This is a genomic window from Rhodococcus sp. 105337 (assembly GCF_012844225.1).
Lineage (GTDB): Bacteria > Actinomycetota > Actinomycetes > Mycobacteriales > Mycobacteriaceae > Rhodococcus.
In genome coordinates, this window is record NZ_JABAGQ010000008.1 from 123,136 (window position 1) to 147,308 (window position 24,173).

The following is a 24,173-nucleotide window of genomic DNA, read 5'->3' on the forward strand; positions in this document are numbered from 1 at the left end:
CTTGCTCCACGCTGCCCTCGACCGACTCGACGCCGCCACCACCGAGCTCGATCCGCCTTTCGCCGCACTCGACCTGCAGACCCTGCGCGGCAATGCGCGGGACTTGGTCCGGCGTGCGGGAGGCACGCCCGTCCGGGTCGCGAGCAAATCGGTGCGGTGCCGCGCGGTCCTCGAGGAGGTTCTCGGCCCCGGACTGACGGAGCGTGAGGGATTTCGGGGGATCATGGCGTACTCCCTGCGGGAGGCGTTGTGGCTCGTGGAACAAGGAGCGCGCGACGTACTGATGGGCTACCCGACCGTCGACCGGGGCGCACTGGCCGAATTGGCTTCCCGCCCTGCCGCGCTCGACTCCATCACGTTGATGATCGACTCGGACGCGCACCTGAGCATCATCCGTAATGCCATGGGGGAGGCGCGTGTACGGCCGCGGGTGTGCGTGGATGTCGACGCATCGCTTCGCGTCGGACCGGTGCACCTGGGGGTGCGGCGTTCGCCGCTGCGCACCCCGGACCAGGTGGCCGCGCTGGCGCACCGTGCAGACTCCGCCGGCTTCGCCGTAGTCGGAGTGATGTTCTACGAAGCCCAGATCGCCGGTCTCCCGGACTCTTCGGCTCCGGTCCGCTGGGTCAAGCGCGCGTCCGCTGCCGAACTCGCCACCCGGCGCGGCGCCGTGGTCGACGCGGTGCGTGCCGTCGTCGGCGACCTCGAGATCGTCAACAGCGGTGGAACGGGTTCTCTCGAGGTCAGCTCCGCCGATGCGGTCGTCACCGAGGTCACCGCCGGATCGGGACTCTACGTCCCCACCCTGTTCGACCACTACCGCGCGTTCACGCCCCAGCCGTCGCTCTTCTTCGCGTTGCCCGCGGTGCGGAAACCCGCAGCGGCGATCACGACCTTGTTCGGCGGCGGGTACATCGCCTCGGGACCGGCCTCCACCTCGCGGGTGCCGCGCCCCGTGCGCCCTGCGGGACTGAGATTGCTCCGTAACGAGGGTGCCGGCGAGGTGCAGACACCGGTGACGGGTCGTGCGGCACGGGACATCCCGATCGGCGACCGGGTCTGGTTTCGGCACGCGAAGGCCGGTGAACTGTGTGAGCGTTTCGACCGTTTGTACGTCGTGGACGGCGAGACCCGCGTCGAGGTACCCACTTACCGTGGCGAGGGTCATTGCTGGTGAACGGCCGGCGGTGACCGGATGGAAGGATGCGCCCATGCCTTTCTTCCCGGGAAGCACCGGCCGGATGCATTGGCGGCACTGGTCCGTCGACGAACCCCGCGCCGGAGTGGTCTTCGCGCACGGGATGGGGCAGCACACCGGTCACTACCACCGATTCGCCGGGGGACTCGCCGCGCACGGTATCGCACTTTGGGGCCTCGATCTGGCGGGCCACGGATTGTCGGAAGGGCAACCGGGGCAGGCCGGAGACACAGCGGACCATGCCGCGGATCTGGCGACACTCACCGCTGTCGCCGAACCGAGTGGAGTGCCGCTCGTGCTCATGGGCCATTCGCTCGGCGCGGCGTCGTCTCTGGCACTTCTGCGCTCCGATGCCGCACGGTTCCGCGGTGTGGTGCTGTGCGGCACGCCGCGCCGGGCTGCGGTTCCGGAGACCGCGGCTCTGCTCTCCGCGACCGGCCTGGCGGCCCTCGCACTGCACGGCCTCGACGACAGGCTGGCTCCCGTCGGACCCGTGCGCGAGTGGGCCGCGTCGATCCCCACCCTGCGCTGGCGGGACTTTGCCGATGCCGGGCACGACCTGCTGCACGAGCCCGGACACCGGCTCGTGACGGACGAGGTCGCCGGCTTCGTGCTCGAGGTGTCGTGAACGCGCCGGGCGGCGGCGTGCCCGATGGTGTGACCCAGCTGGTGTGAAACGCACTGTGCCCCTCGCCGGTCGGGCGAGGGGCACAGTGCGCAGTGTTGCTACGAAGCTGTCTCGATCAGTTGTAGATCGAGGCGATCTCCGAGCCGTGCTTCTCGTGGATGATGTTCCGCTTGAGCTTGAGCGTCGGCGTCAATTCGCCTGTCTCGATGCTGAAGTCGGTATCGAGAATCCGGTACTTCTTGATCGCTTCGGCCTTGGACACCTTCTTGTTGGTGTCGGCGACCGCAGTGTCGATCTCGGCGATCAGGTCCGCGTTCTTGATCAGGTCGGCGACGGGAGTCCCGGCCGGCAGGCTGTGGCGCTCGAGCCAGCCCGGCAGCGCCTCCTGATCGATGGTGATCAGTGCGCCGATGAAGGGCTTCGAATCACCGACGACGAGCACCTGGCTGATCAGCGGGTGCGCACGCAGCGAATCCTCGAGGATCGCCGGAGCGACGTTCTTGCCGCCCGCGGTGACGATGAGTTCCTTCTTGCGGCCCGTGATCGAGACGAAACCGTTCTCGTCGATCGCACCGATGTCGCCGGTGTGGAACCAGCCCTCGCGGATCGCGTCCTTGGTGGCTTCGTCGTTCTGCCAGTAACCCTCGAAGACCTGTGGGCCCTTGAGCAGCAGTTCGCCGTCTTCGGCGATCTTCGCGGCGCAGCCGTTGAACGGCTTGCCGACACTGCCGATCTTCTGTGCGGCGGGGGTGTTCATGATGATGCCGCCGGTGGTCTCGGTCAGGCCGTAGCCCTCGAGCACGTTGACGCCGACTCCGCGGAAGAAGTGTCCGAGGCGCGCGCCCAGTGCGGCACCGCCGGCGACGGCCATGCTCGCCTTGCCGCCGAGAGCAGCACGCAGCTTGCCGTAGACGAGCCGGTCGAAGACCGCGTGCTTGATCTTCAGGCCCAGGCCCGGTCCGCCCGTCTCGAGCGACTGGCTGTACTGGATCGCGACGTCGGAGGCCTTCTCGAAGATCTTGCCCTTGCCGCCGTCGTAGGCCTTCTGCTTCGCGGAGTTGTAGACCTTCTCGAAGACCCGGGGCACCGACAGGATGAAGTCGGGCTGGAACTCGGCGAACTTGTCGAGCAGGGTCGTCAGATCCGAGGTGTGCGCGACCGTCACCCGGCTGTCGAAGGCCGAGAACGAGATCAGACGTGCGAAGACGTGCGCGAGTGGCAGGAAGAGCAGCGTGCGACGGCCGGCTTGCATGCTCTCGGGCAGGGCGATGGCGCACGCCGTCGACTCGGCGTAGAGGTGACGATGCTTGAGCAGAACACCCTTGGGGCGGCCCGTCGTGCCCGAGGTGTAGATGAGGGTCGCGCCGGATTCCGCGACGACCTGAGCCCGGCGTTCCTCGACCTGCTCGTCGGTGATCGCCGCGCCGCGGGCGATGAGTTCCTCGACGGCGCTCTTGCCGCCGGAGCCGGGCTCGATCGTGAGCATTTCGCGAAGGGCGGGTGCGGCGTCGGCGACCTCGCGCACGACGTCGGCGTACTCGTCCTTCTCCACCACGAGAATCGAGGTGCCCGAGTCTTCGAGGATCCACTTGGACTGATCGGCGGCGGAGGTCTCGTAGATGGCCACCGTGACGCCACCCGCGGTCCAGATCGCGTAGTCCAGCAGGACCCACTCGTAGCGGGTCCCGGAGAGGATCGCGACGCGGTCACCGAACTCGACGCCCGAGGCCATCAGGCCCTTGGCGACACTGCGGACCTGGTCGGCGAACTCTCGTGCGGAGACCTTCACCCACTTGCCGTCCATGGGCCGCTCGAACGCTACGAACTCCGGGGATTCCTTCTCGTGCCGGAACACCGAATCGGCCATCGAGACGTTCTCCGGAATCGAGAACGACTGTGGTACGGCAATCTCACTCACTGCGACCCTCCATCTTTTTGAATCTGCGGTGTGCATTGCATCACAGTTCATTGGGATTTGCATCACCCGGGCGTCCGAATTGCGAATAATTTACAGTCCGATAAGCGTGATGTGCACAACACAACCTACCGCCGGGTAATGGGCACGATGCTACATGGTCTATGAGTTGCAGATCACAACCGAGTGCTGCGAAGGATCCGGACGGCCTCGTCGTCCTCGAGCTGATGGAAGTCGTCGTACGCGGCACCCACGCTGTTCGTATCGCGCGGAATCCACGGGCAGAGCACCTCGTCGGCGACCCGGGCAACCCGGCGGGCAGCCTCGGGGGAGGCGACGGGCACGGCCACGATCACGACGACGGCGCCGCTCGCACGCGCCGCCAGGCACGCCACCGCGACCGTGGCGCCGGTAGCCATCCCGTCGTCGACGATCAATGCGGTGCGGGCCGACAACTCGAGTCGCGCGTGCCCGGCGCGGAGCAGGGTGGCCCGCCGCTCGAGTTCCGTGCGCTCTCGCGCTTCGACTGCATCGATCGTGTCGTCGTCGATCCGGCTCACCCGGACGACGTCCTCGTTGAGGACGCGGAACCCGCCCTCCGCGATGGCTCCCATCGCAAGCTCGGGATGCCACGGCACCCCGAGTTTGCGCACCACCAGAACGTCGAGCGGTGCGCTCAGAGCGAGGGCGACTTCCCGCGCGACGGGGATCCCCCCGCGCGGCAGAGCCAGCACCACGGGATCCCGAGTGTCGCGCAGGTGCCTTGCCGCGCGGGCGAGCTTCCGCCCGGCGTCCTCTCGAGAGGCATACGGCACCTCTCCAGTATGGGCCGGACGGCACGTCGTGGACCGCGTGCCGCCCGGATCGGCTACCGCCCGGATCGGCTAAGTCAGGCGCCCGGAGAGATAGGCGTCGTAGGCGGGCAGGTCGAGCTGGCCGTGTCCGGACAGGCCGATCACGATGACCTCGGGCTCGGTGAGCCCCCGGGCGTAGTCGGCGGCTGCCGCGATCGCGTGGGACGCCTCGGGGGCGGGAACGATTCCCTCGTTCCGCGCGAACTCGACCGCGGCGGCGAAGGCGTCGGTCTGACGGACCGCGCGGCCTTCGACGTATCCGAGTTCGACGGTGTGGCTCAGCAGCGGCGCCATGCCGTGGTACCGGAGCCCACCCGCGTGGATCGGATCGGGAATGAAGTCCTGTCCGAGGGTGTGCATCTTCAGCAGCGGCGTCAGTCCGGCGATGTCGCCGTGGTCGTACCGGTACTCACCCTGCGTGATCGAGGGGCACGCGGTCGGCTCGACGGCCACGACACGCGTTCTCGCTCGACCGTGGATCACTTCCCGGATGAAGGGGAACGCCAGGCCGGCGAGGTTGGAACCGCCACCGGCACAGCCGAACACGACGTCGGCGTTGTCCTCGCCCGCTGCGCGTAGCTGTTCGACCGCTTCCAGCCCGATCACCGTCTGGTGGAGCACGACGTGGTTGAGCACGCTGCCGAGCGTGTACCGGGCGTGCGGGTCCTTCACCGCGACCTCGACGGCTTCGGACACGGCGATGCCGAGCGAGCCCGGGGTGTCGGGGTCCCGGGCGAGCACCGCACGCCCCGCCTCGGTCAATTCCGACGGGCTCGCGTGGACCGTGCCGCCGTAGGTCTCGATCAGGAAGCGCCGGTAGGGCTTGGAGTCGTACGAGGCGCGCACCTGCCACACCTCGAGGTCGATACCGAACTTGGCGCACGCGAACGCCAGTGCCGAGCCCCACTGCCCGGCGCCGGTCTCGGTGGTCAGCCGGGTGACCCCGTCGAGGGAGTTGTAGTAGGCCTGCGCGACGGCGGAGTTGACTTTGTGACTGCCTACAGGGCTGACCCCTTCGTACTTGACGTAGATGCGGGCCGGGGTCCCCAGTGCCTTCTCGAACGAGCGGGCGCGGATCAACGGCGTGGTGCGGTAGTTCGCATACGCCTCGCGGACGGGGTCCGGGATCGCGATGTCCGTCTCGGTGGACAACTCCTGTTCGATCAAGCCTGTCGCGAACAGTGGTGCGAGATCGTCGGCGGTCACCGGTTCGCGGGTGCCGGGATGCAGGTGTGGAGGAGGCGCGACGTCCAGATCTCCGGCGATGTTGTACCAGTGGGTGGGGATGGCCTGGGAGTCCGGCACAGCGGCGGTCCTCTCGTTGTCGGGGAAGGCGTGGTCGCGTGCCCTAAGGTGTGAGCGAACACGCCCTGGCAGGGAGGTGAAAGCACTCTCATAGCCGGGGTATGGCGCGGCAAGCCGCACCGATCCGATAAACTGCTGGTCAAATGAGTGAAATCGAAGACGCCCCCAACCAGGAGACCGCAGCTATCACGTTTGCCGATCTCGACATCGACCCCCGTGTGCTGCAGGCCCTTTCGGACGTGGGTTACGAGACCCCGTCGCCGATTCAGGCGGCGACCATACCACCACTGCTGGAGGGACGGGACGTCGTCGGTCTCGCTCAGACCGGCACTGGCAAGACTGCCGCATTCGCGGTGCCGATCCTCTCGCGGATCGACACCACGAAGAAGCGGCCGCAGGCGCTGGTCCTTGCGCCGACCCGCGAGCTTGCACTGCAGGTCGCGGAAGCTTTCGGCAAGTACTCCACACACATCCCCGGGCTGCATGTGCTGCCCATCTACGGCGGCCAGGCCTACGGCGTTCAGCTGGCCGGATTGCGCCGCGGCGCACAGGTCATCGTCGGTACCCCCGGACGTGTGATCGATCACCTTGCCAAGGGCACCCTCGACATCTCGGAACTCGAATACCTCGTCCTCGACGAGGCCGACGAGATGCTGACGATGGGCTTCCAGGAAGACGTCGAGCGGATCCTCGCCGACACCCCGGAGACCAAGCAGGTCGCGTTGTTCTCGGCGACCATGCCGGGCGCGATCCGCCGTCTGTCGAAGAAGTACCTGAAGGACCCGCAGGAAATCACCGTCAAGTCGAAGACGACGACCTCTGCGAACACCACCCAGCGCTGGGTGTCGGTATCCCATCAGCGCAAGCTCGACGCCCTCACCCGGATCCTCGAGGTCGAGTCGTTCGAGGCCATGATCATCTTCGTCCGCACGAAGCAAGCCACCGAGGATCTGGCAGAGAAGCTGCGCGCCCGTGGGTTCTCCGCCGCCGCGATCAACGGCGACATCGTGCAGGCGCAGCGTGAGCGCACCATCGGCCAGCTCAAGAGCGGTGCGCTCGACATCCTCGTGGCGACCGACGTCGCGGCACGTGGCCTCGACGTCGACCGCATCAGCCACGTGGTCAACTACGACATCCCGCACGACACCGAGTCGTACGTGCACCGCATCGGCCGTACCGGTCGCGCCGGACGCACCGGTGACGCGCTGCTGTTCGTGACCCCGCGTGAACGGCATCTCCTCAAGTCGATCGAGCGGGCCACCCGCCAGCCGGTCGCCGAAATGCAGTTGCCGAGCATCGACGATGTCAATGCGCAGCGTGTGTCGAAGTTCTACGACGCGATCACCGAGGCGCTCGCGTCCGAGAACCTCCAGTTGTTCCGCACCTTCATCGAGGACTACGAGCGCGAGCACGACGTACCGCTCGCGGACATCGCGGCCGCTCTGGCCCTGATGTCGCGCGACGGCGAGTCGTTCCTCCTGGAGCACGAGCCCGAACCCGTCGCCGCTCCGCGCCGTGAACGCGACCCGCGCGAGCGCCCCGCGCGTCGATTCGACGACGGTCCGAAGGTCGGTCGCGACGGCCAGGAGATGGCTACCTACCGGATTTCGGTGGGCAAGCGGCACCGCGTGCAGCCGGGTGCGATCGTCGGTGCCATCGCCAACGAGGGTGGCCTCCGCCGCGGCGACTTCGGACACATCAGCATCCGCGCCGACCACAGCCTGGTGGAACTCCCGAAGGATCTGCCGGCGCAGACGCTCGACGCGCTGCGGGCAACCCGCATCTCGGGTGTGCTCATCCAGTTGCAGCCCGATTCGGGTGCACCCGGAGGCCGGCCGAGCAGCAACTACCGTGGTCGCGACGACCGCGGCGGCGACCGGCGAAGCGGTGGCGAGCGCCGCGGCAGCGGAGACTTCACCCACCGCAAGGACCGCGGCGACCGTCGCGAGCAGAGCGGCGGCGGATTCCGTGGCCGCGACTGACCGTCAGGTCACCACGTCGCACCGCTGAGCGTAGCGGCGGTCGCGCCGTCGATCGATTCACGAATGACGTCGGCATGACCGGCATGACGAGCCCACTCCTCGATCTGGTGTAGAGCAAGAAACCGGACGGTGAGTGGGCCGTCGTGTATCAGCCACCGGGCGACATCCGCCGGCAGGTCGACGACACGGTCGAGGTCGGGCTCGGCACGCAGCACCGCGGCGAACTGTTCGGCGACGGCGTCGAGTCGTGCGAGCCGGCCTGCCGCGCTGTCGGTGTCGTCGACCAGCCACGCCGACTGCCAGTCCTCGACGGGATCGCGGTCCGGGTTCACCGTGCCCGCGATCCGGTCGGCGGCAGCGGCATGCCCTTGCACGAGATGGTTGTGCAGTGACGCGAGGCTGAGCGACGACGCGCTCGGCACAGAACGTGCCTGTTCCTCGGTCAGGTCCGACACCGCATTGCGAAGCGCCGAGTACTGGTTGTCGAGCAGTGAGAGGATCAGTTCCGATTCGTTCGTAGTCATGACCCCAGTGTGGGAACCAACGCGGACGACTTCGGTCCTGAATCGGCGAACTGGGTTCGGTGGAGTTCTTCGTAGCGGCCCCCCGCCGCGAGGAGTTCGGCGTGGGTGCCGCGCTCGACGATTCGGCCGTCCTCGACCACCAGGATCTGGTCGGCGGCCCGGATGGTGGACAGTCTGTGCGCGATGACCACCGATGTCCGTCCCGCGAGTGCTTCGGTGAGTGCTTCCTGCACCGCGGCTTCGGACGTCGAGTCCAGGTGCGCGGTGGCCTCGTCGAGAATCACGACCTGCGGATGGGCGAGCAGCAGACGCGCAATGGTGAGCCGCTGGCGTTCGCCGCCGGACAGGCGGTAGCCCCGTTCGCCCACCACGGTGTCGAGTCCGTTGGGCAGTGACCCGATCAGGTCGGCCAGTCGCGCGCGGCGCAGGGCGTCGAACAGTTCGTCTTCGGTGGCGCCGGGCCGGGCGAGGAGCAGATTCGCTCGCACACTGTCGTGGAACAGATGTCCGTCCTGGGTCACCAGTCCCACGGTGCTGCGGATCGAATCCGTGCTCAGGTCGCGCACGTCGACCCCGCCCAGCGACACGGAGCCGGTGTCCACGTCGTAGAGACGCGGAATCAATTGTGCAACAGTCGATTTACCGGCACCGGACGATCCGACGAGGGCAACCATGTGCCCCGGCTCCACCCGGAACGACAGATCGTGCAGCACCGTCTCACCGCCGCGGGAATCGAGCACCGCGACTTCCTCGAGCGACGCGAGCGACACCTTGTCGGCAGAGGGATACGCGAAGCTCACGTCTCGGAACTCCACCGATACCGGGCCTTTGGGCACGTCGCGGGCGTCGGGGGACTGCTTGATGAGCGGTTCGAGATCGAGAATCTCGAAGACCCGCTCGAAGCTCACCATCGCGCTCATCACGTCCATGCGGGCACTGGCCAGCGCGGTGAGCGGGGCATAGAGGCGGGTGAGCAGCATGGCCATCGCGACCACCGACCCGGGGTCCAGTTGGTCGCGCAGCGCGTAGAAGCCGCCGAGCCCGTAGACGAGCGCGAGCGCGAGCGCGGACACCAGCGTCAGCGCCGTGACGAAGACGCTCTGGAGCATCGCGGTACGCACGCCGATGTTGCGCACCCGGCGCGCGCGGACGGCGAACTCGGTGGATTCCTGGGACGGCCGGCCGAACAGCTTGATCAACGTGGCGCCGGGCGCCGAGAACCGTTCGGTCATCTGGGTGTTCATCACCGAGTTGTGGTTCGCCGCTTCGCGGCTCAGTTGCGCGAGCCGAGTCCCCATGTGGCGGGCGGGCACGATGAAGATGGGGAGCAGCAGCAGTGCGAGCAGGGTGATCTGCCAGGAGATCCCGAGCATCACCACGAGGGTGATGACGAGGGTGACAAGGTTGCCGACCACCCCGGACAGGGTGTCGCTGAAGGCGCGCTGCGCGCCGATCACGTCGTTGTTCAGACGAGAGACGAGTGCGCCGGTGCGCGTGCGCGTGAAGAACGCGACGGGCATCCGCTGTACGTGGTCGAACACCGTGGTGCGCAGATCCAGGATCAGGTCTTCGCCGATGCTCGAGGACAACCACCGGTTGGCGATGCCGAGGCCGGCCTCGACGAGTGCGAGTGCGGCGATGATCACGGCGAGCCACACCACCACCGATACTGCGGCGTTGTCCACGATCGCATCGACCACGCGGCCGGCGAGGACCGGTGTCGCGACGCCGAGCGCGGCGATCGCGACGCTCAGGAGGAGGTAGATGGTGATGTTCCGCCGGTGCGGACCGGCGAACGCGGCGATCCGCTTCAGCGTGGCGCGCGAGAACGGGCGTCGATCGCTCTCTGCGTGCATCGCGTTGTACATCGCGTTCCACGCGGTGATTTCCATACTCATGGACGGGGCCTCCTCAGCTCGCACCCGACGGTAGAACCTCGAGTGCGCTAGAGGTCAAGCCTAGGGTTCCGGGCGCTCCGGGACCCAACCGTTTTTGCTCTCTCCGCCTCAGCGGGCGACGTCGATCACCACGCGCTGCGGGTCACTGAGCGAATAGACCGCGAACGGGGTGCCGGATTCGGAGACGCCGACGAACGACTGGGTGACGCCTTCGAAGACGCCGGAGCCGGTGACCTCGACCACCGAACCGCCCGGTGCGGCGAGGACGGGATCGGGCCCCGCGTACGGCTCGACACCGCTGTCGAACGGGTAGGCGGATCCGTCGATCAGGACCTGCAGGACGGCATCGCCGGCGACGGTGACCTCGTTGCCGCTCCCGTCCTGGACGGCCTCGGCCACGTAGCCGACCCGCCATCCGGGAGTGCCTTCGCCGTCGAGTTCGTACACCACGCGGTCGAAGCCCTCGTGCACGCCGGTCCGGATGTCCGTGACCGTGAGTTTCGCTCCCGCACCCGCGGGGGAGACCTTGTCGGCCGCATCGGTGGGGGTGTTCGAGGAGTCCGGCTCGGGCGCTTGCGTGGTCGGCGTGTTCACCGACACGGCCGGCGAGGGTGCCGGATCGTTGTCCGAAGCGGAGCAACCCGCGAGAACCAACGCGGCGGCGGAGACGGCGAGGCCGATACGGGTGCGAATCATGGGGCACATGGTACGGCGCGCGACTCGGGAATCCGGGAAGGCGCTCGGAGGCATTGACGTCGATCACATCACGGCGGACAGTAGCCGTAACGCATATTTCAACGCTCGATGAATTGAGTCGCGATGAATACTCCACCGAACTCCCTCGCCGTGGATGTGCACGATCTTCGCGTTCGCCGCGGTCCCCATCTCGCCCTCGACGAGGTCTCTCTTCAGGTCACGCGCGGCTCGATCACCGGGTTGCTCGGCCCGTCGGGCTGTGGCAAGACCACGCTCATGCGCTCGATCGTGGGCGGGCAGATCGTCGAATCCGGCACGGTGACCGTGCTCGGTCTCCCCGCCGGGACAGTCGAACTCCGCCGTCGCGTCGGGTACGTCACCCAGTCGGCGAGCGTCTACCCGGACCTGACTGTCACCGACAACGTCGCCTACTTCGCCTCCCTCTACGGCAGACCTCGCTCCACCGTCCACGAGACGATCGAGGCAGTCGGGCTCGGAAGCCACGCCCGTACCCGCGCCGACGCGCTGTCCGGTGGGCAACTCGGACGCGTGTCGCTCGCGTGCGCGCTCGTCGGGGATCCCGAACTCCTGGTGCTCGACGAACCGACCGTAGGGCTCGACCCGCTGCTGAGAGTCGAACTGTGGGAACACTTCCGCTCACTCGCGCGACGTGGCGTCACCGTGCTCGTATCCAGTCATGTGATGGACGAGGCCGACCGCTGCGACGACCTGCTGTTGTTGCGCGAAGGCCGACTCGTCGGTCAACTCACCCCTGCGCAGTTGCGCGACCGGACCGGCGAAACCCGCCTCGAGGACGCGTTTCTCCGGTTGATCCGTACGAGCACGGAGGCACCGTCATGAATGCGGTTGCGTATGCGGCGACCACCGAACGAATCCTGCGGCAGTTGAAGGCGGATCACCGCACCGTCGTGATGATCGCCCTGGTACCGAGCCTTCTGATGATCCTGCTGTACTTCATGTACCAGAACACCCCGGCCGGCCCAGACGGCCGGACCCTGTTCGACCGTATCGCGATCGTCATGCTCGGGATACTGCCGTTCGTAGTCATGTTTCTCGTGACTTCCATTGCGATGCAACGCGAACGAGTCTCCGGAACTCTGGAGCGGATTCTCGCCACCCCGCTCGCGAAACTCGATCTCCTCGCCGGATACGGGAGCGCGTTCTCCGCGGCGGCGGTCGTGCAGGCCGGCCTGGCATGTGTCGTCGCGTTCGGCCTGCTCGGTGTCGCCGCCGAGGGTCCGGTCGCATGGGTTCTCGTGATCGCGATCCTGGTGGCAGTTCTCGGCGTCTCGCTGGGATTGTTGTGTAGTGCGTTCGCCCGCACCGAGTTCCAGGCTGTGCAGTTCATGCCGGTACTCGTGATTCCGCAATTCCTGCTGTGCGGCCTGCTCGTGGCGCGCGAGGATCTCCCGGACTGGCTGCGCTGGATCAGCAATGTCCTTCCGCTCAGTTACGCGGTCGAAGCGTTGCAGGAGGTCGCGAGTCGGCAGGGAACGACGGGTCCGATGCTCCGCAATCTCGTCGTCGTCGTGGGGTTTATCGCGGTGGCGCTGGCGCTGGGGGCGGCGACACTGCGTCGTCGCACGCAGTGAGCCCGCGGTCGGGACGGCGGCCGGGAACGTCCGGCGCGCGTGAGACCATCCTCGACGCCGCACGGGAACTCTTCGCCGCCAACGGGTTCGAGAAGACCACGATTCGTGCGGTCGCCGCGAAAGCGGATGTCGACCCGGCCCTCGTGCATCATTACTTCGGCTCCAAGGTCGATCTGTTCACCGCGTCGATCGCACTGCCCGTCGATCCGCACGACGTCCTTGCGCCGGTGTACGCGTCGCCCCTCGAGGGCCTCGGACACGCTCTCGCCGCCGCTGTCATCGGGCTGTGGGACTCCGAGCACCGCGACGCCGCTGTCGCGATGTTCCGCTCGGAGATCGCGGGTGGCGAGGGCAGTCTGATCCGGACCCTGCTGCTCGAGGTCGCGCTCGAACCGCTGCTCGCCCGGATCGACCACCCCGCCGGAACGGGACGACTTCGGGCGGAACTCGTGGCGACCCAGATGACCGGGATCATGCTCGTGCGGTACATCCTCGCCTTCGAACCGCTCGCGTCGCTGCCGTCGGGACGGATCGTGGAGATCGTCGCTCCGACGCTTCAGCGCTACCTCACCGGCGACCTGCCGGGCTGACCGACCGCACTCGCCCGAAGGGATCGACGAAAATACCCGACGCGGACCAGCCCGTGCTGGTCTACTCGGCGGCGCCGATACACCCGCTGCGGAAGCCCTCGCCTTGCTGAGAGTGGTGGGCATCGGACAGTGGCGCAGCGACGCCGCGACCTCCTGAGCCCTACGCGGTGTGCTCGCGCAGGTACGCGATGTCGTCGGCGATACCGGCGCCGGGCGTCTCCAGGACGACGGGCGCACCGGACGCCACGGCGATCTCGGCGAGCAACTGCGGATCGATGGTGCCGTCCGCGAGATTCGCGTGCCGGTCGCGTGCCGAATCGAATTCGTCCCGCGAATTGTTCAGATGCACCAAGTCGATCCGCCCGGTGACGGCCTTGACCCGATCGACGACATCGGCGAGATCTTCGCCTGCTGCCCAGGCATGGCACGTGTCGAGACAGAAGCCGGCGCCGTAGTCGCCGATCGCGTCCCACAACCGGCCGATCGCGTCGACGTATCGGGCCATCGCGAAATCGCCACCCGCCGTGTTCTCGACGAGGATCGGAACGGCGAACCCGCCCTTGTCCTCCTGCCGTTCGAACAGCTTCCGCCAGTTCTCGACGCCCGCCGCGACATTCTCGCCGTCGCGCACGTGCCCACCGTGCACCACCAGCCCGAACGCCCCGATCTTCGATGCGGCGTCGGCATGTTCGGCGACGGCCTTCCGGGACGGCATCCGCAACCGGTTGTTGAGGCTCGCCACGTTGACCACGTACGGCGAATGCACCACCACGTCGATGTCGGAGGCGAGAATCTGATCCTTCCGCGGGTGCTCACCCGGGGTGTCCCATTTCTGCGGATCCGAGAGGAACAGCTGCACCAGGTCGGCGCCGAGCCGCTCACCCTGCCCGATGGGGTCGTCGTCCTGACGGACGTGCGCGCCTATCCGCATGGACCAAGCGTAGGGGAGCTTCCCGGTCACCGGGACCGCAATGCCGCGTCGGGTCGCGGGATCTGCTTGATTCGGGGCGACCGGCGACCGCCGAGGGGCAGCAGCGCCTTCGACGAATCCGACCTGTCGCCGACGACGGGAGATCTCATGGGGAAGCTGGACGGCAAGGTCGCGCTGATCACGGGTGCCGGGCAAGGAATCGGTCAGGGCGTCGCGCTGGCGATGGCCCGCGAAGGAGCGGCGATCGCGGTGACCGGCCGCACCGAGAGCAAGCTCGACGACACGGTCCGGCAGATACGGGAGATCGGGGGCACCGCAGAGCCTCTCACGTGCGACATCGCCGACCTCGACCAGATCACAGCCACGGTGGAGCGGACCTCGGAGCTGCTCGGCGGCGTCGACATCCTCGTCAACAACGCCAGTCTCAACCCGCTCGGACCGGTCCTCGACCTGACCGCGAAGCTGATGGAGAACGCCTATCGCACCGGGCCGATCGCGGCGCTGCACGCGATGCAGACGGTCCACCCCATCATGAAGGCGCGCGGCGGAGGCTCGATCGTCAACATGGTCACATCCGCGGCCGTGCGCTGGGACATGTCCGGATACGGCGGGTACGCCTCGGTCAAGGAGGCATTGAGGTCGTTGACCCGGGCCGCCGCATCCGAATGGGGTGTCGACGGAATCCGGGTCAACGCCGTCGCCCCCCACGCCATGTCGCCGGGATTGGCGTGGTGGACGGAGAACCGCCCCGAGGAGGCCGCGGAGTTCGTCGCGACCATCCCGCTGCGGCGCATCGGCGACTGCGAGGAAGACATCGGCCGTGCTGTCGCGTGGATCTGCAGCGACGACGCCCGCTACCTGACCGGCGCGACGGTCCCGCTCGACGGCGGCCAGGCACGCTGGGCATGACCCGCAGCATTCGACTGTCGTAGTGGCTGCCCACCCGGCGATTCCCTGAAAAGGGGATCAGGGTCCTCCCCGATGGTGCAAGACGGGGGAGCCGAGGAAGATGGTCACATGCCATCGCACTCGGCTCCCGCAGCCCGATCCCAGGATCTCAAGAAAATCTACGGAACCGGCGACACCGCCGTTCACGCACTCGACGGTGTCACGGTGGAATTCGCCGCCGGCGAGTTCACCGCCATCATGGGCCCGTCCGGATCGGGCAAGTCGACACTCATGCATTGCCTGGCCGGCCTCGACAGCGCGACCTCCGGACAGGTATTCATCGGCGACACCGATCTGACCAGCCTGTCCGACAAGGAGATGACGCAGTTGCGGCGCGACCGCGTCGGCTTCGTCTTCCAGGCGTTCAATCTCGTTCCCACGCTCACCGCGCTCGAGAACATCACGCTGCCCGTCGACATCGCCGGCCGGAAGGTCGATCAGGAATGGCTGGACACGGTCGTCGGGCGCCTCGGCCTCGGCGACCGGCTCGGTCACCGGCCGGGTGAGTTGTCGGGTGGGCAGCAGCAGCGCGTCGCGTGTGCCCGCGCACTGGTCGGCCGTCCCGAGATCATCTTCGGTGACGAGCCGACCGGCAACCTGGACTCGCGTTCGTCCGGGGAGGTGATGTCCATCCTGCGCGCCTCGGTGGACGAGTTCGGGCAGACGGTCGTGATCGTCACGCACGACCCGCGTGCCGCCGCATACGCCGATCGCGTCGTGTTCCTCTCGGACGGCAGCGTTGTCGACGAAATGCGCGACCCGACCGCCGACTCGGTTCTGGATCGCATGAAGCAGTTCGATCCCGCCGCCATGTCACCTCTGGCGAAGTAGGAGCGTTCCGAGCATGAGTGGAAATCCCATCCGCAAGGTGGCGCTGCGCAACCTTGCCGCCCACAAGGTGCGGCTCGCGCTGACCGTGCTGTCGGTCGTGCTGGGCACGGCCTTCATCACCGGTTCGTTCGTCTTCACCGATACGTTGCAGCGCACGTTCGACGGGATCTTCGGCGACGTCGCGCAGGGAGTCGATGTTCGCGTCAGCACGGAGGAATCCGGTTCGACCGGCGTGCCTGTCGAGGACATCGCGACGGTCGAGGCGCTGCCCGCGGTCGAGCGAACCACCCCGTACATCGGCGGCGCGCTCGTCCTCCTCGGCTCCGACGGTGCCGCGATCCAGACCGGGGGCGCCCCTGTGGAGGGTTACGCCTACTTCCCGCCCGAGGAATTCGTCGGAGAATCACAGGAGTTCATCGAGGGCACCCCGCCACTCGAAGACGGCCAGATCGCGCTCAACGCCAGCGCCGCCGAACGCGGTGACCTCGCCGTCGGAGATCAGACGTCGATCCTGTCCATCGCGCAGGGCATGGTTCCCGTGACGGTGAGCGGCATCTACAACCTCGAGACCGACACCGGCGGGTACGTCGGGGCGATGTTCACCGAATCGCAGGCGTCGTCGCTGTTCACCGATGGCCGGCACGTCGGATACCTCAACATTGCGGGAGACGGCTCCCTGTCCCCGGACGAACTGCGGGACGAGGTCGCGGCGGCTGTGCCGGGCATGAAGGTGCAGACCGGGGCAGAGGTCACCGAAGAGACCAAGTCGGAGGTCTCGGAAGCACTGAACTTCCTCAACTACTTCCTGCTCGCCTTCGGTGCGATCGCATTGCTGGTGGGGACGTTCATCATCTACAACACCTTCTCGATGATCGTCGCGCAGCGACTCCGCGAACTCGCGTTGCTCCGGGCCATCGGCGCGAGCCGGAAACAGGTCGGCCGCTCCGTGACGCTCGAGGCGCTCGTCGTCGGACTGATCGGCAGCGTCATCGGTATCGCCGCGGGTGTCGCGCTCGCGTACGGCCTGCGTGCCGCACTGAACGCCGCGGACCTCGGATTGCCGTCCGGTCCGCTGCAACTGGCGCCGCGCACGGTCCTCGTGGCCCTGATCGTCGGGGTCGTTGTCACCGCGATCAGCGCGTATGCCCCGGCACGCCGCGCGACCCGGGTGCCGCCTGTCGCCGCGATGCGGGAGGAGTCCACCGGGACCGTCGAAGGCCTCCGGGTACGGACGATCGTGGGCATTGTCGCGGCGGTCGTGGGTGTCGTGCTCGTCGTGTTCGGCGCGCAGGGCACCGGTGGAGGGGCGGCCTCCGCCGTGGGCGGTGGGGCGTTCCTGCTCGTCGTCGCGGTCATGCTTGCCTCACCGGCGCTGTCGCGGCCCGTCGTGGGTGCTCTCGGTGCGGTGTTCGCCCGCCCGTTCGGCGCCGTCGGCCGACTGGCGCGTACCAACGCGACCCGCAACCCGCGGCGCACCGCAGCCACCGCATTCGCTCTCACCCTGGGCCTGATGCTCGTGTCCGTGATCGGTGTCTTCGGCTCGTCGGCGAAGGCCAGTGTGGACGCTGCCGTCGACAACGGTGTCCAAGCAGACTTCATGCTCACCGGACCGCAGATGTTCGGAGTTCCGCTCCCGGCGGCCGACGCGGCGCAAGGGGTCGACGGTGTGGTGGAAGTGGTGCCGGTCCACGGTGTCCGGGCGAACCTCGACGGAGAGGACGGTTTCGGCACGGCGGTGACGGGCGTGCTCGACGACGTGATCGATCTGCAGATGGTGGAAGGCGTGCCGGAGGCCACGGGCAACGAAATGCTCGTGAACCAGAGCACCGCGAGTGAGAAGGGCTGGACGGTCGGCTCGACGGTCCCGGTCACGAGCCGTGACGGCAACACCGTGGACGCGACCGTGGCCGGTGTCTACACCGACAGTCAGATCATCGGCCCCTGGGTGATGTCCCAGCAGATCTACGAGCAGTTCACACCCCCGGCGACCCGGTCGGCGATCGTCGTGCTGATGAACGTCGCGGACGGGGCGGACCCGAGTGCCGTGCGGTCGGGCCTCGAGGCCGCCACCAAGGAATACGTGATCGTCCAGGTTCTCGACCGTGAGCAGTTCAAGGGTCAGCAGGCACAGCAGATCGATACTCTGCTCGCCATCCTGTACGGGTTGCTCGCTCTCGCCGTGGTCATCGCGATCCTCGGCATCGTCAACACGCTGGCGCTGTCGGTGGTCGAACGCCGACGTGAGATCGGGATGCTGCGCGCGGTGGGGATGCAACGCAACCAGGTACGGCGCACCATCTATCTCGAGTCCCTGCTGATCGCGGTGTTCGGTGCGATCGTCGGGGTGATCCTCGGCCTGTCCTTCGGCTGGGCGTTCGTACGGACTCTCGCCGACCAGGGACTCGACATCATCTCGGTGCCGTGGTCGCAGGTCGTGGGAATGCTGCTGGCCTCCGGAGTGATCGGCGTGCTGGCCGCGTTGTGGCCCGGTAATCGTGCCGCGAAGACCCCTCCGCTGGAGGCGATCTCGGACCTCTGACGGGGAGACGATCCACAGTCTTCCTTTTCATCCACAGCGTCCGGCCCGGCGGAGACACTCCGCCGGGCCGGACGTTTTCTGCCCCTACGCTGCCGCGGCAGGGGGTGGAGCATGAGAATGCACGATCTGATCCGGTGGGACCCGGACGCGCTGAGCGACTTCGAGGAAACCCTGGGGCGATGTGCTGCCGATGTGGAGCACGTGCGCGAGGCGGTGACTATGCGGGCGCGGTGTGAAGGCCGCTGGGGCGGTGACGCGCACGATGCTGCCGGCCGGCAGGTCGCCCTGTGCACCGAGGCGCTTGCGGCCCGGTCGGATTCGCTTCTCCGGGTGCGGGACTGCGCGCTCCTGGTCGCACCGAGACTGCGGACGCTCCGCGCCGAGCTCGAGGCGATACGGTCCGACGCCGCCGCGGACGGTGTCGTGGTCGCCGACGACGGCACCGTGCGTCCGGCGCCGGGCGCGTCGCCGGTCACCGCCGTCCGTGCCGGAGTCCAGGGTCGGGTCGCCGCGCTGCTCGCGCACGCCGCCGAACTCGACCGCGAGGCGGCGCAGATGCTCTCGCGGGAACTCGACGAGCCCGGCCGCGCCGAGAACGCGACATCCTTGCGATTCGGTGGCACCCGCACGGAGGTGCCCGACCTGCCCGGTCCTCCCGCGCCGGGTACCCCACCCGACGTGGTCGCGCGCTGGTGGGCCGGGCTGGACGAGCGCGACCGCACCGCCCTGCTCTCCGGGCACCCCGCGCTGATCGGAGCGCTGGACGGAATTCCGGCCGGCGCGCGCGACGCCGCCAACCGCGCGCTCCTCGGCATCGAACGCCGGCGACTCGAAGGAGTCGCGGCGCAGTTGCAGGCTGAACTCGGCGGCACCGTGTTCGGCGGCCTGTTCATCGACGCGGACGCCGGACTCGAGCAGACGGCCAAGAAACTCGCGGCGATCGACGCGCTCGACGAGGTGCTGGCACGAGGGGACCGGCATCTCCTGGCCCTCGATCTGACGGGCCGGGAGGCGATGGCCGCGGTCGCGGTCGGGAATGTCGACGACGCCGACCGGGTGGCTGTATTCGTGCCGGGTGCGGGCTCCACGCTCCAGGGCAGTCTCGGCGGGTACGACACGCAGGTCTCGGCGTTACGCGACCAAGCACATCAGCACCTCGGTGACGCCGCGGAGAACGGCGGCAGGGTCGCCGCAGTCACGTGGCTGAACTATCAGGCGCCGCAATGGGGTTGGGGGCTGGCGTACACCGAGCGCAGCCCCGTCTCCGATCTCGCGGCGCAGATCGCGGCACCACGCCTGTCGGGTTTCCTGGACGGTCTCGGGGCATCGAGGGCCGACACCCCCGACATCACCGTGGTGGGGCATTCCTACGGCGCCGTCGTCGCGGGTCTCGCGCTCCAGCAGGGTGCCGACGCCGACGCCGCGGTGTTCCTGGGCGCGCCGGGGATCGGCACGGACGACGTGCGCGATCTCGGATTGTCCGAGGGTGCAGCATATCTGGTGGAGGCCAGGTGGGATGCGTTCGCCGACGTGGGAACGTTCGGCGGCGACCCGAGCTTCCTCGACGGGCTGACGCACCTGCCCTCGGGTGCGGGCGCGTCGGCCACCGGAGAACCACTCACCGCGATCACCGGGCACAGTTCCTATCTCCAACCCGGTTCGACGAGTTCCTACCAGGTCGCCGCGGTCGTCTCCGGTGCTGCGGGACGAGGTGCAGCATGAGGCGCGCGGTGATCCGCGCCGCGGTACTGCTCGCTGTTCTCGTTGCCCTACCGGCCTGCGGTCCACGTCCGGTCCCCGTCGCGAAGCCGGAACCGGTGGCATCGACGAGCAGAGGTGCCGTCGCGTTCTACACCGGCGCGCAGCGCACCGTCCTCACCGCGCTGTCCGCAGAATTTCCGGACCTGCACTTCACGCCGCGGTTCGCGCGCACGGCGACGGCGTGCACGCTGCCCGACGGCGCCGTCGGCGTCCTCGTGCACCTGCCCATCTACGGATCGGAGGTGCCGGTGCCCGCCGACGCGCTGAGCCGGGCCGCTGCCGTCGTCGAGAAGGTCGCGGCACGTTCGGGATTCCACGAACCGCTCGTCATGCCGCCGGATGTGGGATTCGCGTTCCGGATGTTCGCCGCGGACGGTTCGTACATCACGTTCGGGAGCTACGTCGCGTCGACGGTCGCACTCACCACCGGCTGCTACCGGCAGTGACCCCGGTGGCGAGTTGTCCCCGATTGTCTCCGGGCCGTCGGCTACGCTCGTGCTTTCCGTGCTGAAACCTGCGAGTCGGCGAGGGGACAGGATATGCGTCCGATGCTCGGCATTGCCGTGGACGACGGTGAGGTGTGCGCGGTACTCGTCGACGCCGACGTGCCTTCGCTCGGACCGTTCGACTCTCAGCGGCTGGTTCCGGAACGCGGTGCGGCCGCTGCAGACACCGCGGCGCGAGCCGTCGTCGCAATGACGGAGCGAGCCGCGACGGCCTCGTTGGCGATCCAGGCGATCGGGCTGACGGTGACGCCCGGCGGCGCCGACGAGACCCAGGACATCGCTGCCGCGATCGGGGCTGTCACCGACAGCGCCGTCCAGGTCGTCGACCTCGACGACGCGCGGCTGGCGTACCTCGCCGGTGCTCCGGAACTCTCGTCGACCCCGGTGCTCGCAGTCCACACCCGCACCGGAGGCGTCGAATCCGCCTCGATCGTCGACACGGGGTCGCGTGCCGTGCTCGCGTCGGTCTCTCCGTCCGGCGATGTGTTCGGCGGGTACTCCGAATCGCTGCCGGAGGCGATGGACGAAGCGATCGCCCGCGCGGGACGGACGCCGCAAGCCCTGGTGTTCCTCGACCTGCAGCCCGGCGACGCCGGACCGGCGAGGGAACTGGCAACGATCCTGGGCGTCCCGTTCGTCACTCCGCACGGCGTGCCCTGGCATCGCGCGACCGGTGCATCGCTCGTCGCGGCGAAACGGACCGAACCGGTGGCCGCCGCCGCGCCTGCATCCGGCCGGGGCAGGGGAGCGGCCCTCCTCGCCGCTCTCGTCGCACTGGTCGCGATTCTCGGTGGCGGCCTCGCCGTAGCCGTCGGCGGAATCGCGCAGACGAACGGTTCCACGCCGGACGATCCGGGCACCTCGATGTCACCCTCTGCACCCGCGCAGGAACCTGCACCCGCGCAGGAACCGGCGTCGGTGGCGGTGCCGGTACCGGAAACGCCTGTCGCGGTGACACCGGACCCGTGCGAAGCAGCGCGGCCGGTGTCGTGGCCCGCCCGCGCGTCCGACCCCGACCTACCCGTCCCCTCCGGAACGGATCGCGGCCCCGGTATCACCGGCCCCGGCGCCGTCGGTCCCGACGGTGCCGTACCCGCAGAGCCGGATCCCTGCGCACCGGAGCGCCCCGTCGTGCCCTGACGCCGAACGCCGTGTCAGAGGCGCAGTCCCGCGCCCGCCCGAACCATCGCGTCGGTGTCCGACGCGACCACGACATCGGTGAAGCGGGTGCGATAGTCGCCGAGATCGTCGCCGACCGAGCCCACGACCGCGACCACGGGCACGCCGTCACAGCGCGCGAGAATCGCCGAGACGATCTTGCCCGCGCGCGACTGCCCGTCGAGCCTGCCCTCGCCCACGACCACCAGGTCCGCATCGCGCACGGCAGCGTCGAAACCCACGGAGTCGAGCACGAAGTCGGCACCGGAGCGCAGTTCCGCCCCGAACCGTGCCCACATGCCACCGGAAAACCCACCCGCGGCACCGGTTCCGGCGACCTCTCGCGGGTCGCGGGGGAGCGACAGGGCAGTGTCCTCGAGGCGGCGGGTCAGGGCCTCGACTGTCGCGGGATCGGCGCCCTTCTGCGGTCCGAACACCCGCGCCGCATCGGTGTACCGGGTCGTGACGTCCGTCAGGACCGTCACTCGTGCGCCACCGAGGCCGCCGGCGTCGTCGATCGCGGCGATGGCGCCGAGTCCACCGTCCGTGGTCGCAGATCCGCCTGCCGCCACGACGATGTGCCGGGCACCGCGCTGCGCCGCTGTGGCCATGAGCATTCCGGTGCCGTAGGTGTCCGCCGTGACCGCGTCGCGCGGGCCGTCGTGTGGCGTGGTGATGCCGCTCGCCGCGGCGAGTTCTACGACGGCGGTGCCGTCCGGGCCGATGCCGAAGACAGCCCGGCACGGCACCCGCCACGGATTCACCGCGGCGGCCTCGACGCGCTCGAGACCGAGGGGGCCGAGCAGTGCGTCGAGGGTGCCTTCACCACCGTCGGCGACGGGCATGCGCACCGCACGGTGTCCTGCGGACTCGGCGCCGGTGGCCACGGCCTCGGCAACGTCGGCCGCGCCGTACGTGCCCTTGAAACTGTCGGGTGCGATCAGAATCCGCACGGCACCCGCCGATCGGTCGCCGGACGGTGCGCCGTCACCGCAGTACCCACTCGAAGGCCTGCGCGTCGGAGCGCGCGCCCTGACGCGCCCGGGAGCGATTCGGTTCGCCCAATTCGGTGACGAGGTCCTCGCCGAGGTGCACGAGCGCACCGAGACCGGCCGGTGTCAGCCACGACGGACGTGTCGCGAACAGCAGGTCTTCGCTCGCGGTGTTGCCGCTTGCTCCCGGCGCGAACGGGCAACCGCCGAGTCCAGCGAGCGCGCCGTCGACCACGCTCGCCCCGGCCGCCACCGCTGCGAGACTGTTCGCGACACCGAGGCCCCAGGTGTCGTGGCCGTGGTAGACGATGCGCCGCTGCGGTGATTCCGTGCGCACCCGGGTCACCAGTGCCGATACCTGACCGGGTACCGCCTGACCCAGGGTGTCGGCGAGGACGATGTCCGCCGCGCCGTCGGTACGCGGGTCGTTCGCGATCTCCAGCACCCGGTCGGGGTCGACCGGACCGTCGAACGGGCAGGTGAACGCCGTGGCGAGACACAGTTGGATGCTGCCCCCCACGGCGTGTGCTTGGTCCACGGCAGCCGGCATCGCCTCGAGGCTCGCGTCGGTGTCGCGGCCGATGTTGGCTCGGTTGTGAGCGTCCGACACCGAGAAGCAGTATTGGAAGCGGCGTACGCCTGCCGCGATCGCCTTCTCCACGTGCCGTGGGGTCGCGACCCACACCCAGCACCGATCGAGTTCTTCCGGGGTGAGTGCCGACACCAGTTCGAGGGTGTTGGCCATCGGAGGAACGAGATCGGGGCGGGCGAGCGACCCGATCTCCAGTTCCGGTACCCCTGCGGCGAACAGGGCCCGCACCACCTCGACCTTGCGTTCGGTGGACAGCATCTTCCCGGTGAGCTGCAGGCCGTCACGCAGCGTCACGTCCCGCAGGATCGCCACGTCCGCCTGAGGATCGTTGCCGGTCTTCGGATCGGTCAACCTCGTGCCTCCACCCTCTCGCGCATCGTTCTCGTCGGACCCAGTATGGTCGCGCGGCAAGACGAGCACGATTCGTGGACACACCGCGTGCCCGGCGAAGGATCTGTGACAAGTGACACTATCCTTCGGATCGGATGGAGACTTGCCGGAAGGTACGGGGAAATGAGTGTGTTCGTAGGGAAAGCGCTGCTCTGGTTCGCGCTGCTCATCGGTCTGGTCGGAGCCGGCATCGCCGTGTACGCCCTCCATGTCCACGGCGCGGTGGGCTCGCTCATCGTGGCCTCGGTTGCGGGGCTGGTGTTGCTGCGTTTGCGGTCGGAAGCTCAGAGCGACACCGAACGTGATGCCGCCGCGACGTGAT

The 24,173-nt window shown here is 68.4% G+C and carries 22 protein-coding genes; 13 read left to right on the plus strand and 9 right to left on the minus strand.

From position 1 onward, the window contains the following. The first annotated feature begins 1 nt into the window (after position 1). Both HF886_RS14280 and HF886_RS14285 read left to right on the plus strand, forming a co-directional pair. On the plus strand, positions 2-1,177 hold the full coding sequence (locus tag HF886_RS14280; protein WP_169652633.1) for an amino acid deaminase/aldolase: 1,176 nt from the start codon (positions 2-4) through the stop codon (positions 1,175-1,177). A gap of 34 nt (positions 1,178-1,211) precedes the next feature. After that, entirely contained in the window at positions 1,212-1,826 is a 615-nt protein-coding gene (locus HF886_RS14285; RefSeq protein WP_169652634.1) for an alpha/beta fold hydrolase, read from the plus strand. 115 nt (positions 1,827-1,941) lie between these two features. Here HF886_RS14285 and HF886_RS14290 read toward each other — a convergent pair whose 3' ends face one another. The 3 genes from HF886_RS14290 to HF886_RS14300 all read right to left on the minus strand — a co-directional run bounded on the left by HF886_RS14290 (position 1,942) and on the right by HF886_RS14300 (position 5,900). Further along, on the minus strand, positions 1,942-3,744 hold the full coding sequence (locus HF886_RS14290) for a long-chain fatty acid--CoA ligase (protein WP_169652635.1): 1,803 nt from the start codon (positions 3,742-3,744) through the stop codon (positions 1,942-1,944). 173 nt (positions 3,745-3,917) lie between these two features. Next, positions 3,918-4,556: a phosphoribosyltransferase family protein gene (locus HF886_RS14295; RefSeq protein ID WP_169652636.1), complete on the minus strand. Its 639-nt coding sequence runs from the start codon at positions 4,554-4,556 to the stop codon at positions 3,918-3,920. Positions 4,557-4,625: 69 nt separating this feature from the next. After that, the gene (locus HF886_RS14300; protein WP_169652637.1) at positions 4,626-5,900 is read right to left on the minus strand and encodes a TrpB-like pyridoxal phosphate-dependent enzyme; all 1,275 of its coding nucleotides are present in this window, start codon (positions 5,898-5,900) and stop codon (positions 4,626-4,628) included. A 143-nt stretch (positions 5,901-6,043) separates the two neighbouring features. Between HF886_RS14300 and HF886_RS14305 the strand changes: the two genes are divergently transcribed. Beyond that, positions 6,044-7,882: a DEAD/DEAH box helicase gene (locus HF886_RS14305; protein WP_169652638.1), complete on the plus strand. Its 1,839-nt coding sequence runs from the start codon at positions 6,044-6,046 to the stop codon at positions 7,880-7,882. An 8-nt stretch (positions 7,883-7,890) separates the two neighbouring features. Here the strand turns inward: HF886_RS14305 and HF886_RS14310 are convergent, their stop codons facing one another. The 3 genes from HF886_RS14310 to HF886_RS14320 form a co-directional block, all read right to left on the minus strand. Continuing rightward, a complete protein-coding gene (locus HF886_RS14310) occupies positions 7,891-8,406 on the minus strand; it encodes a DUF664 domain-containing protein (RefSeq protein WP_169621696.1) in 516 nt (171 codons plus the stop codon). Then, positions 8,403-10,304, minus strand: coding sequence for an ABC transporter ATP-binding protein (locus tag HF886_RS14315; RefSeq protein ID WP_169652639.1), 1,902 nt, complete (start codon positions 10,302-10,304; stop codon positions 8,403-8,405). Before HF886_RS14315 ends, HF886_RS14310 begins: the two co-directional genes overlap by 4 nt. 108 nt (positions 10,305-10,412) lie before the next feature. Next, complete coding sequence (locus tag HF886_RS14320) at positions 10,413-11,000, minus strand: hypothetical protein (RefSeq protein WP_169652640.1); 588 nt, start codon at positions 10,998-11,000, stop codon at positions 10,413-10,415. Positions 11,001-11,123: 123 nt separating this feature from the next. Between HF886_RS14320 and HF886_RS14325 the strand changes: the two genes are divergently transcribed. Genes HF886_RS14325 through HF886_RS14335 form a run of 3 tightly spaced genes read left to right on the plus strand, consistent with a single transcriptional unit; the run spans position 11,124 to position 13,203 of the window. Next, positions 11,124-11,861: an ABC transporter ATP-binding protein gene (locus tag HF886_RS14325; protein ID WP_169652641.1), complete on the plus strand. Its 738-nt coding sequence runs from the start codon at positions 11,124-11,126 to the stop codon at positions 11,859-11,861. Continuing rightward, positions 11,858-12,613, plus strand: coding sequence for an ABC transporter permease (locus HF886_RS14330; protein WP_169622652.1), 756 nt, complete (start codon positions 11,858-11,860; stop codon positions 12,611-12,613). The genes HF886_RS14325 and HF886_RS14330 overlap by 4 nt, the downstream gene beginning before the upstream one ends. Next, entirely contained in the window at positions 12,610-13,203 is a 594-nt protein-coding gene (locus HF886_RS14335; protein WP_169622653.1) for a TetR family transcriptional regulator, read from the plus strand. The genes HF886_RS14330 and HF886_RS14335 overlap by 4 nt, the downstream gene beginning before the upstream one ends. Before the next feature lie 160 nt (positions 13,204-13,363). Here HF886_RS14335 and HF886_RS14340 read toward each other — a convergent pair whose 3' ends face one another. After that, positions 13,364-14,134 carry a deoxyribonuclease IV gene (locus HF886_RS14340; protein ID WP_169652642.1) on the minus strand — a complete coding sequence of 257 codons (771 nt, stop codon included), beginning with the start codon at positions 14,132-14,134 and terminating at the stop codon, positions 13,364-13,366. A gap of 147 nt (positions 14,135-14,281) precedes the next feature. On the opposite strand from HF886_RS14340, the gene HF886_RS14345 reads away from it, so the two are divergent. The 6 genes from HF886_RS14345 (at position 14,282) to HF886_RS14370 (ending at position 21,859) form a co-directional block, all read left to right on the plus strand. Beyond that, a complete protein-coding gene (locus HF886_RS14345; protein WP_169652643.1) occupies positions 14,282-15,043 on the plus strand; it encodes an SDR family oxidoreductase in 762 nt (253 codons plus the stop codon). Between the two features lie 108 nt (positions 15,044-15,151). Further along, positions 15,152-15,913, plus strand: a complete 762-nt coding sequence (locus HF886_RS14350; protein WP_169652644.1) for an ABC transporter ATP-binding protein — start codon at positions 15,152-15,154, stop codon at positions 15,911-15,913. A gap of 13 nt (positions 15,914-15,926) precedes the next feature. Further along, complete coding sequence (locus HF886_RS14355; RefSeq protein WP_169652645.1) at positions 15,927-18,452, plus strand: FtsX-like permease family protein; 2,526 nt, start codon at positions 15,927-15,929, stop codon at positions 18,450-18,452. Between the two features lie 117 nt (positions 18,453-18,569). Continuing rightward, positions 18,570-20,174 (plus strand): alpha/beta hydrolase, encoded by a 1,605-nt coding sequence (locus tag HF886_RS14360; protein ID WP_240955135.1) that lies wholly within the window; start codon positions 18,570-18,572, stop codon positions 20,172-20,174. After that, positions 20,171-20,659, plus strand: coding sequence for an LppA family lipoprotein (locus HF886_RS14365; protein ID WP_169652647.1), 489 nt, complete (start codon positions 20,171-20,173; stop codon positions 20,657-20,659). Before HF886_RS14360 ends, HF886_RS14365 begins: the two co-directional genes overlap by 4 nt. A 102-nt stretch (positions 20,660-20,761) precedes the next feature. Further along, on the plus strand, positions 20,762-21,859 hold the full coding sequence (locus HF886_RS14370) for a hypothetical protein (RefSeq protein ID WP_240955136.1): 1,098 nt from the start codon (positions 20,762-20,764) through the stop codon (positions 21,857-21,859). Between the two features lie 14 nt (positions 21,860-21,873). Here the strand turns inward: HF886_RS14370 and HF886_RS14375 are convergent, their stop codons facing one another. Together HF886_RS14375 and HF886_RS14380 are read right to left on the minus strand one after the other, a co-directional pair. After that, the gene (locus tag HF886_RS14375; RefSeq protein ID WP_169652648.1) at positions 21,874-22,830 is read right to left on the minus strand and encodes a glycerate kinase; all 957 of its coding nucleotides are present in this window, start codon (positions 22,828-22,830) and stop codon (positions 21,874-21,876) included. A 34-nt stretch (positions 22,831-22,864) separates the two neighbouring features. Next, positions 22,865-23,812: a hydroxymethylglutaryl-CoA lyase gene (locus tag HF886_RS14380; RefSeq protein ID WP_277351045.1), complete on the minus strand. Its 948-nt coding sequence runs from the start codon at positions 23,810-23,812 to the stop codon at positions 22,865-22,867. A 162-nt stretch (positions 23,813-23,974) separates the two neighbouring features. On the opposite strand from HF886_RS14380, the gene HF886_RS14385 reads away from it, so the two are divergent. Further along, positions 23,975-24,172: a hypothetical protein gene (locus HF886_RS14385; RefSeq protein WP_169652649.1), complete on the plus strand. Its 198-nt coding sequence runs from the start codon at positions 23,975-23,977 to the stop codon at positions 24,170-24,172. Position 24,173 lies beyond the last annotated feature (1 nt).

What these genes read in the sequence shown, in the direction of transcription:
- HF886_RS14285 (WP_169652634.1), top strand. Translation starts at nt 1,212, where the DNA reads ATGCCTTTCTTCCCGGGAAGCACCGGCCGGATGCATTGGCGGCACTGG.
- HF886_RS14305 (WP_169652638.1), top strand. Translation starts at nt 6,044, where the DNA reads ATGAGTGAAATCGAAGACGCCCCCAACCAGGAGACCGCAGCTATCACG.
- HF886_RS14310 (WP_169621696.1), bottom strand. Translation starts at nt 8,406, where the DNA reads ATGACTACGAACGAATCGGAACTGATCCTCTCACTGCTCGACAACCAG.
- HF886_RS14315 (WP_169652639.1), bottom strand. Translation starts at nt 10,304, where the DNA reads ATGAGTATGGAAATCACCGCGTGGAACGCGATGTACAACGCGATGCAC.
- HF886_RS14320 (WP_169652640.1), bottom strand. Translation starts at nt 11,000, where the DNA reads ATGATTCGCACCCGTATCGGCCTCGCCGTCTCCGCCGCCGCGTTGGTT.
- HF886_RS14325 (WP_169652641.1), top strand. Translation starts at nt 11,124, where the DNA reads ATGAATACTCCACCGAACTCCCTCGCCGTGGATGTGCACGATCTTCGC.
- HF886_RS14330 (WP_169622652.1), top strand. Translation starts at nt 11,858, where the DNA reads ATGAATGCGGTTGCGTATGCGGCGACCACCGAACGAATCCTGCGGCAG.
- HF886_RS14340 (WP_169652642.1), bottom strand. Translation starts at nt 14,134, where the DNA reads ATGCGGATAGGCGCGCACGTCCGTCAGGACGACGACCCCATCGGGCAG.
- HF886_RS14345 (WP_169652643.1), top strand. Translation starts at nt 14,282, where the DNA reads ATGGGGAAGCTGGACGGCAAGGTCGCGCTGATCACGGGTGCCGGGCAA.
- HF886_RS14350 (WP_169652644.1), top strand. Translation starts at nt 15,152, where the DNA reads ATGCCATCGCACTCGGCTCCCGCAGCCCGATCCCAGGATCTCAAGAAA.
- HF886_RS14355 (WP_169652645.1), top strand. Translation starts at nt 15,927, where the DNA reads ATGAGTGGAAATCCCATCCGCAAGGTGGCGCTGCGCAACCTTGCCGCC.
- HF886_RS14360 (WP_240955135.1), top strand. Translation starts at nt 18,570, where the DNA reads ATGCACGATCTGATCCGGTGGGACCCGGACGCGCTGAGCGACTTCGAG.
- HF886_RS14365 (WP_169652647.1), top strand. Translation starts at nt 20,171, where the DNA reads ATGAGGCGCGCGGTGATCCGCGCCGCGGTACTGCTCGCTGTTCTCGTT.
- HF886_RS14370 (WP_240955136.1), top strand. Translation starts at nt 20,762, where the DNA reads ATGCTCGGCATTGCCGTGGACGACGGTGAGGTGTGCGCGGTACTCGTC.
- HF886_RS14385 (WP_169652649.1), top strand. Translation starts at nt 23,975, where the DNA reads ATGAGTGTGTTCGTAGGGAAAGCGCTGCTCTGGTTCGCGCTGCTCATC.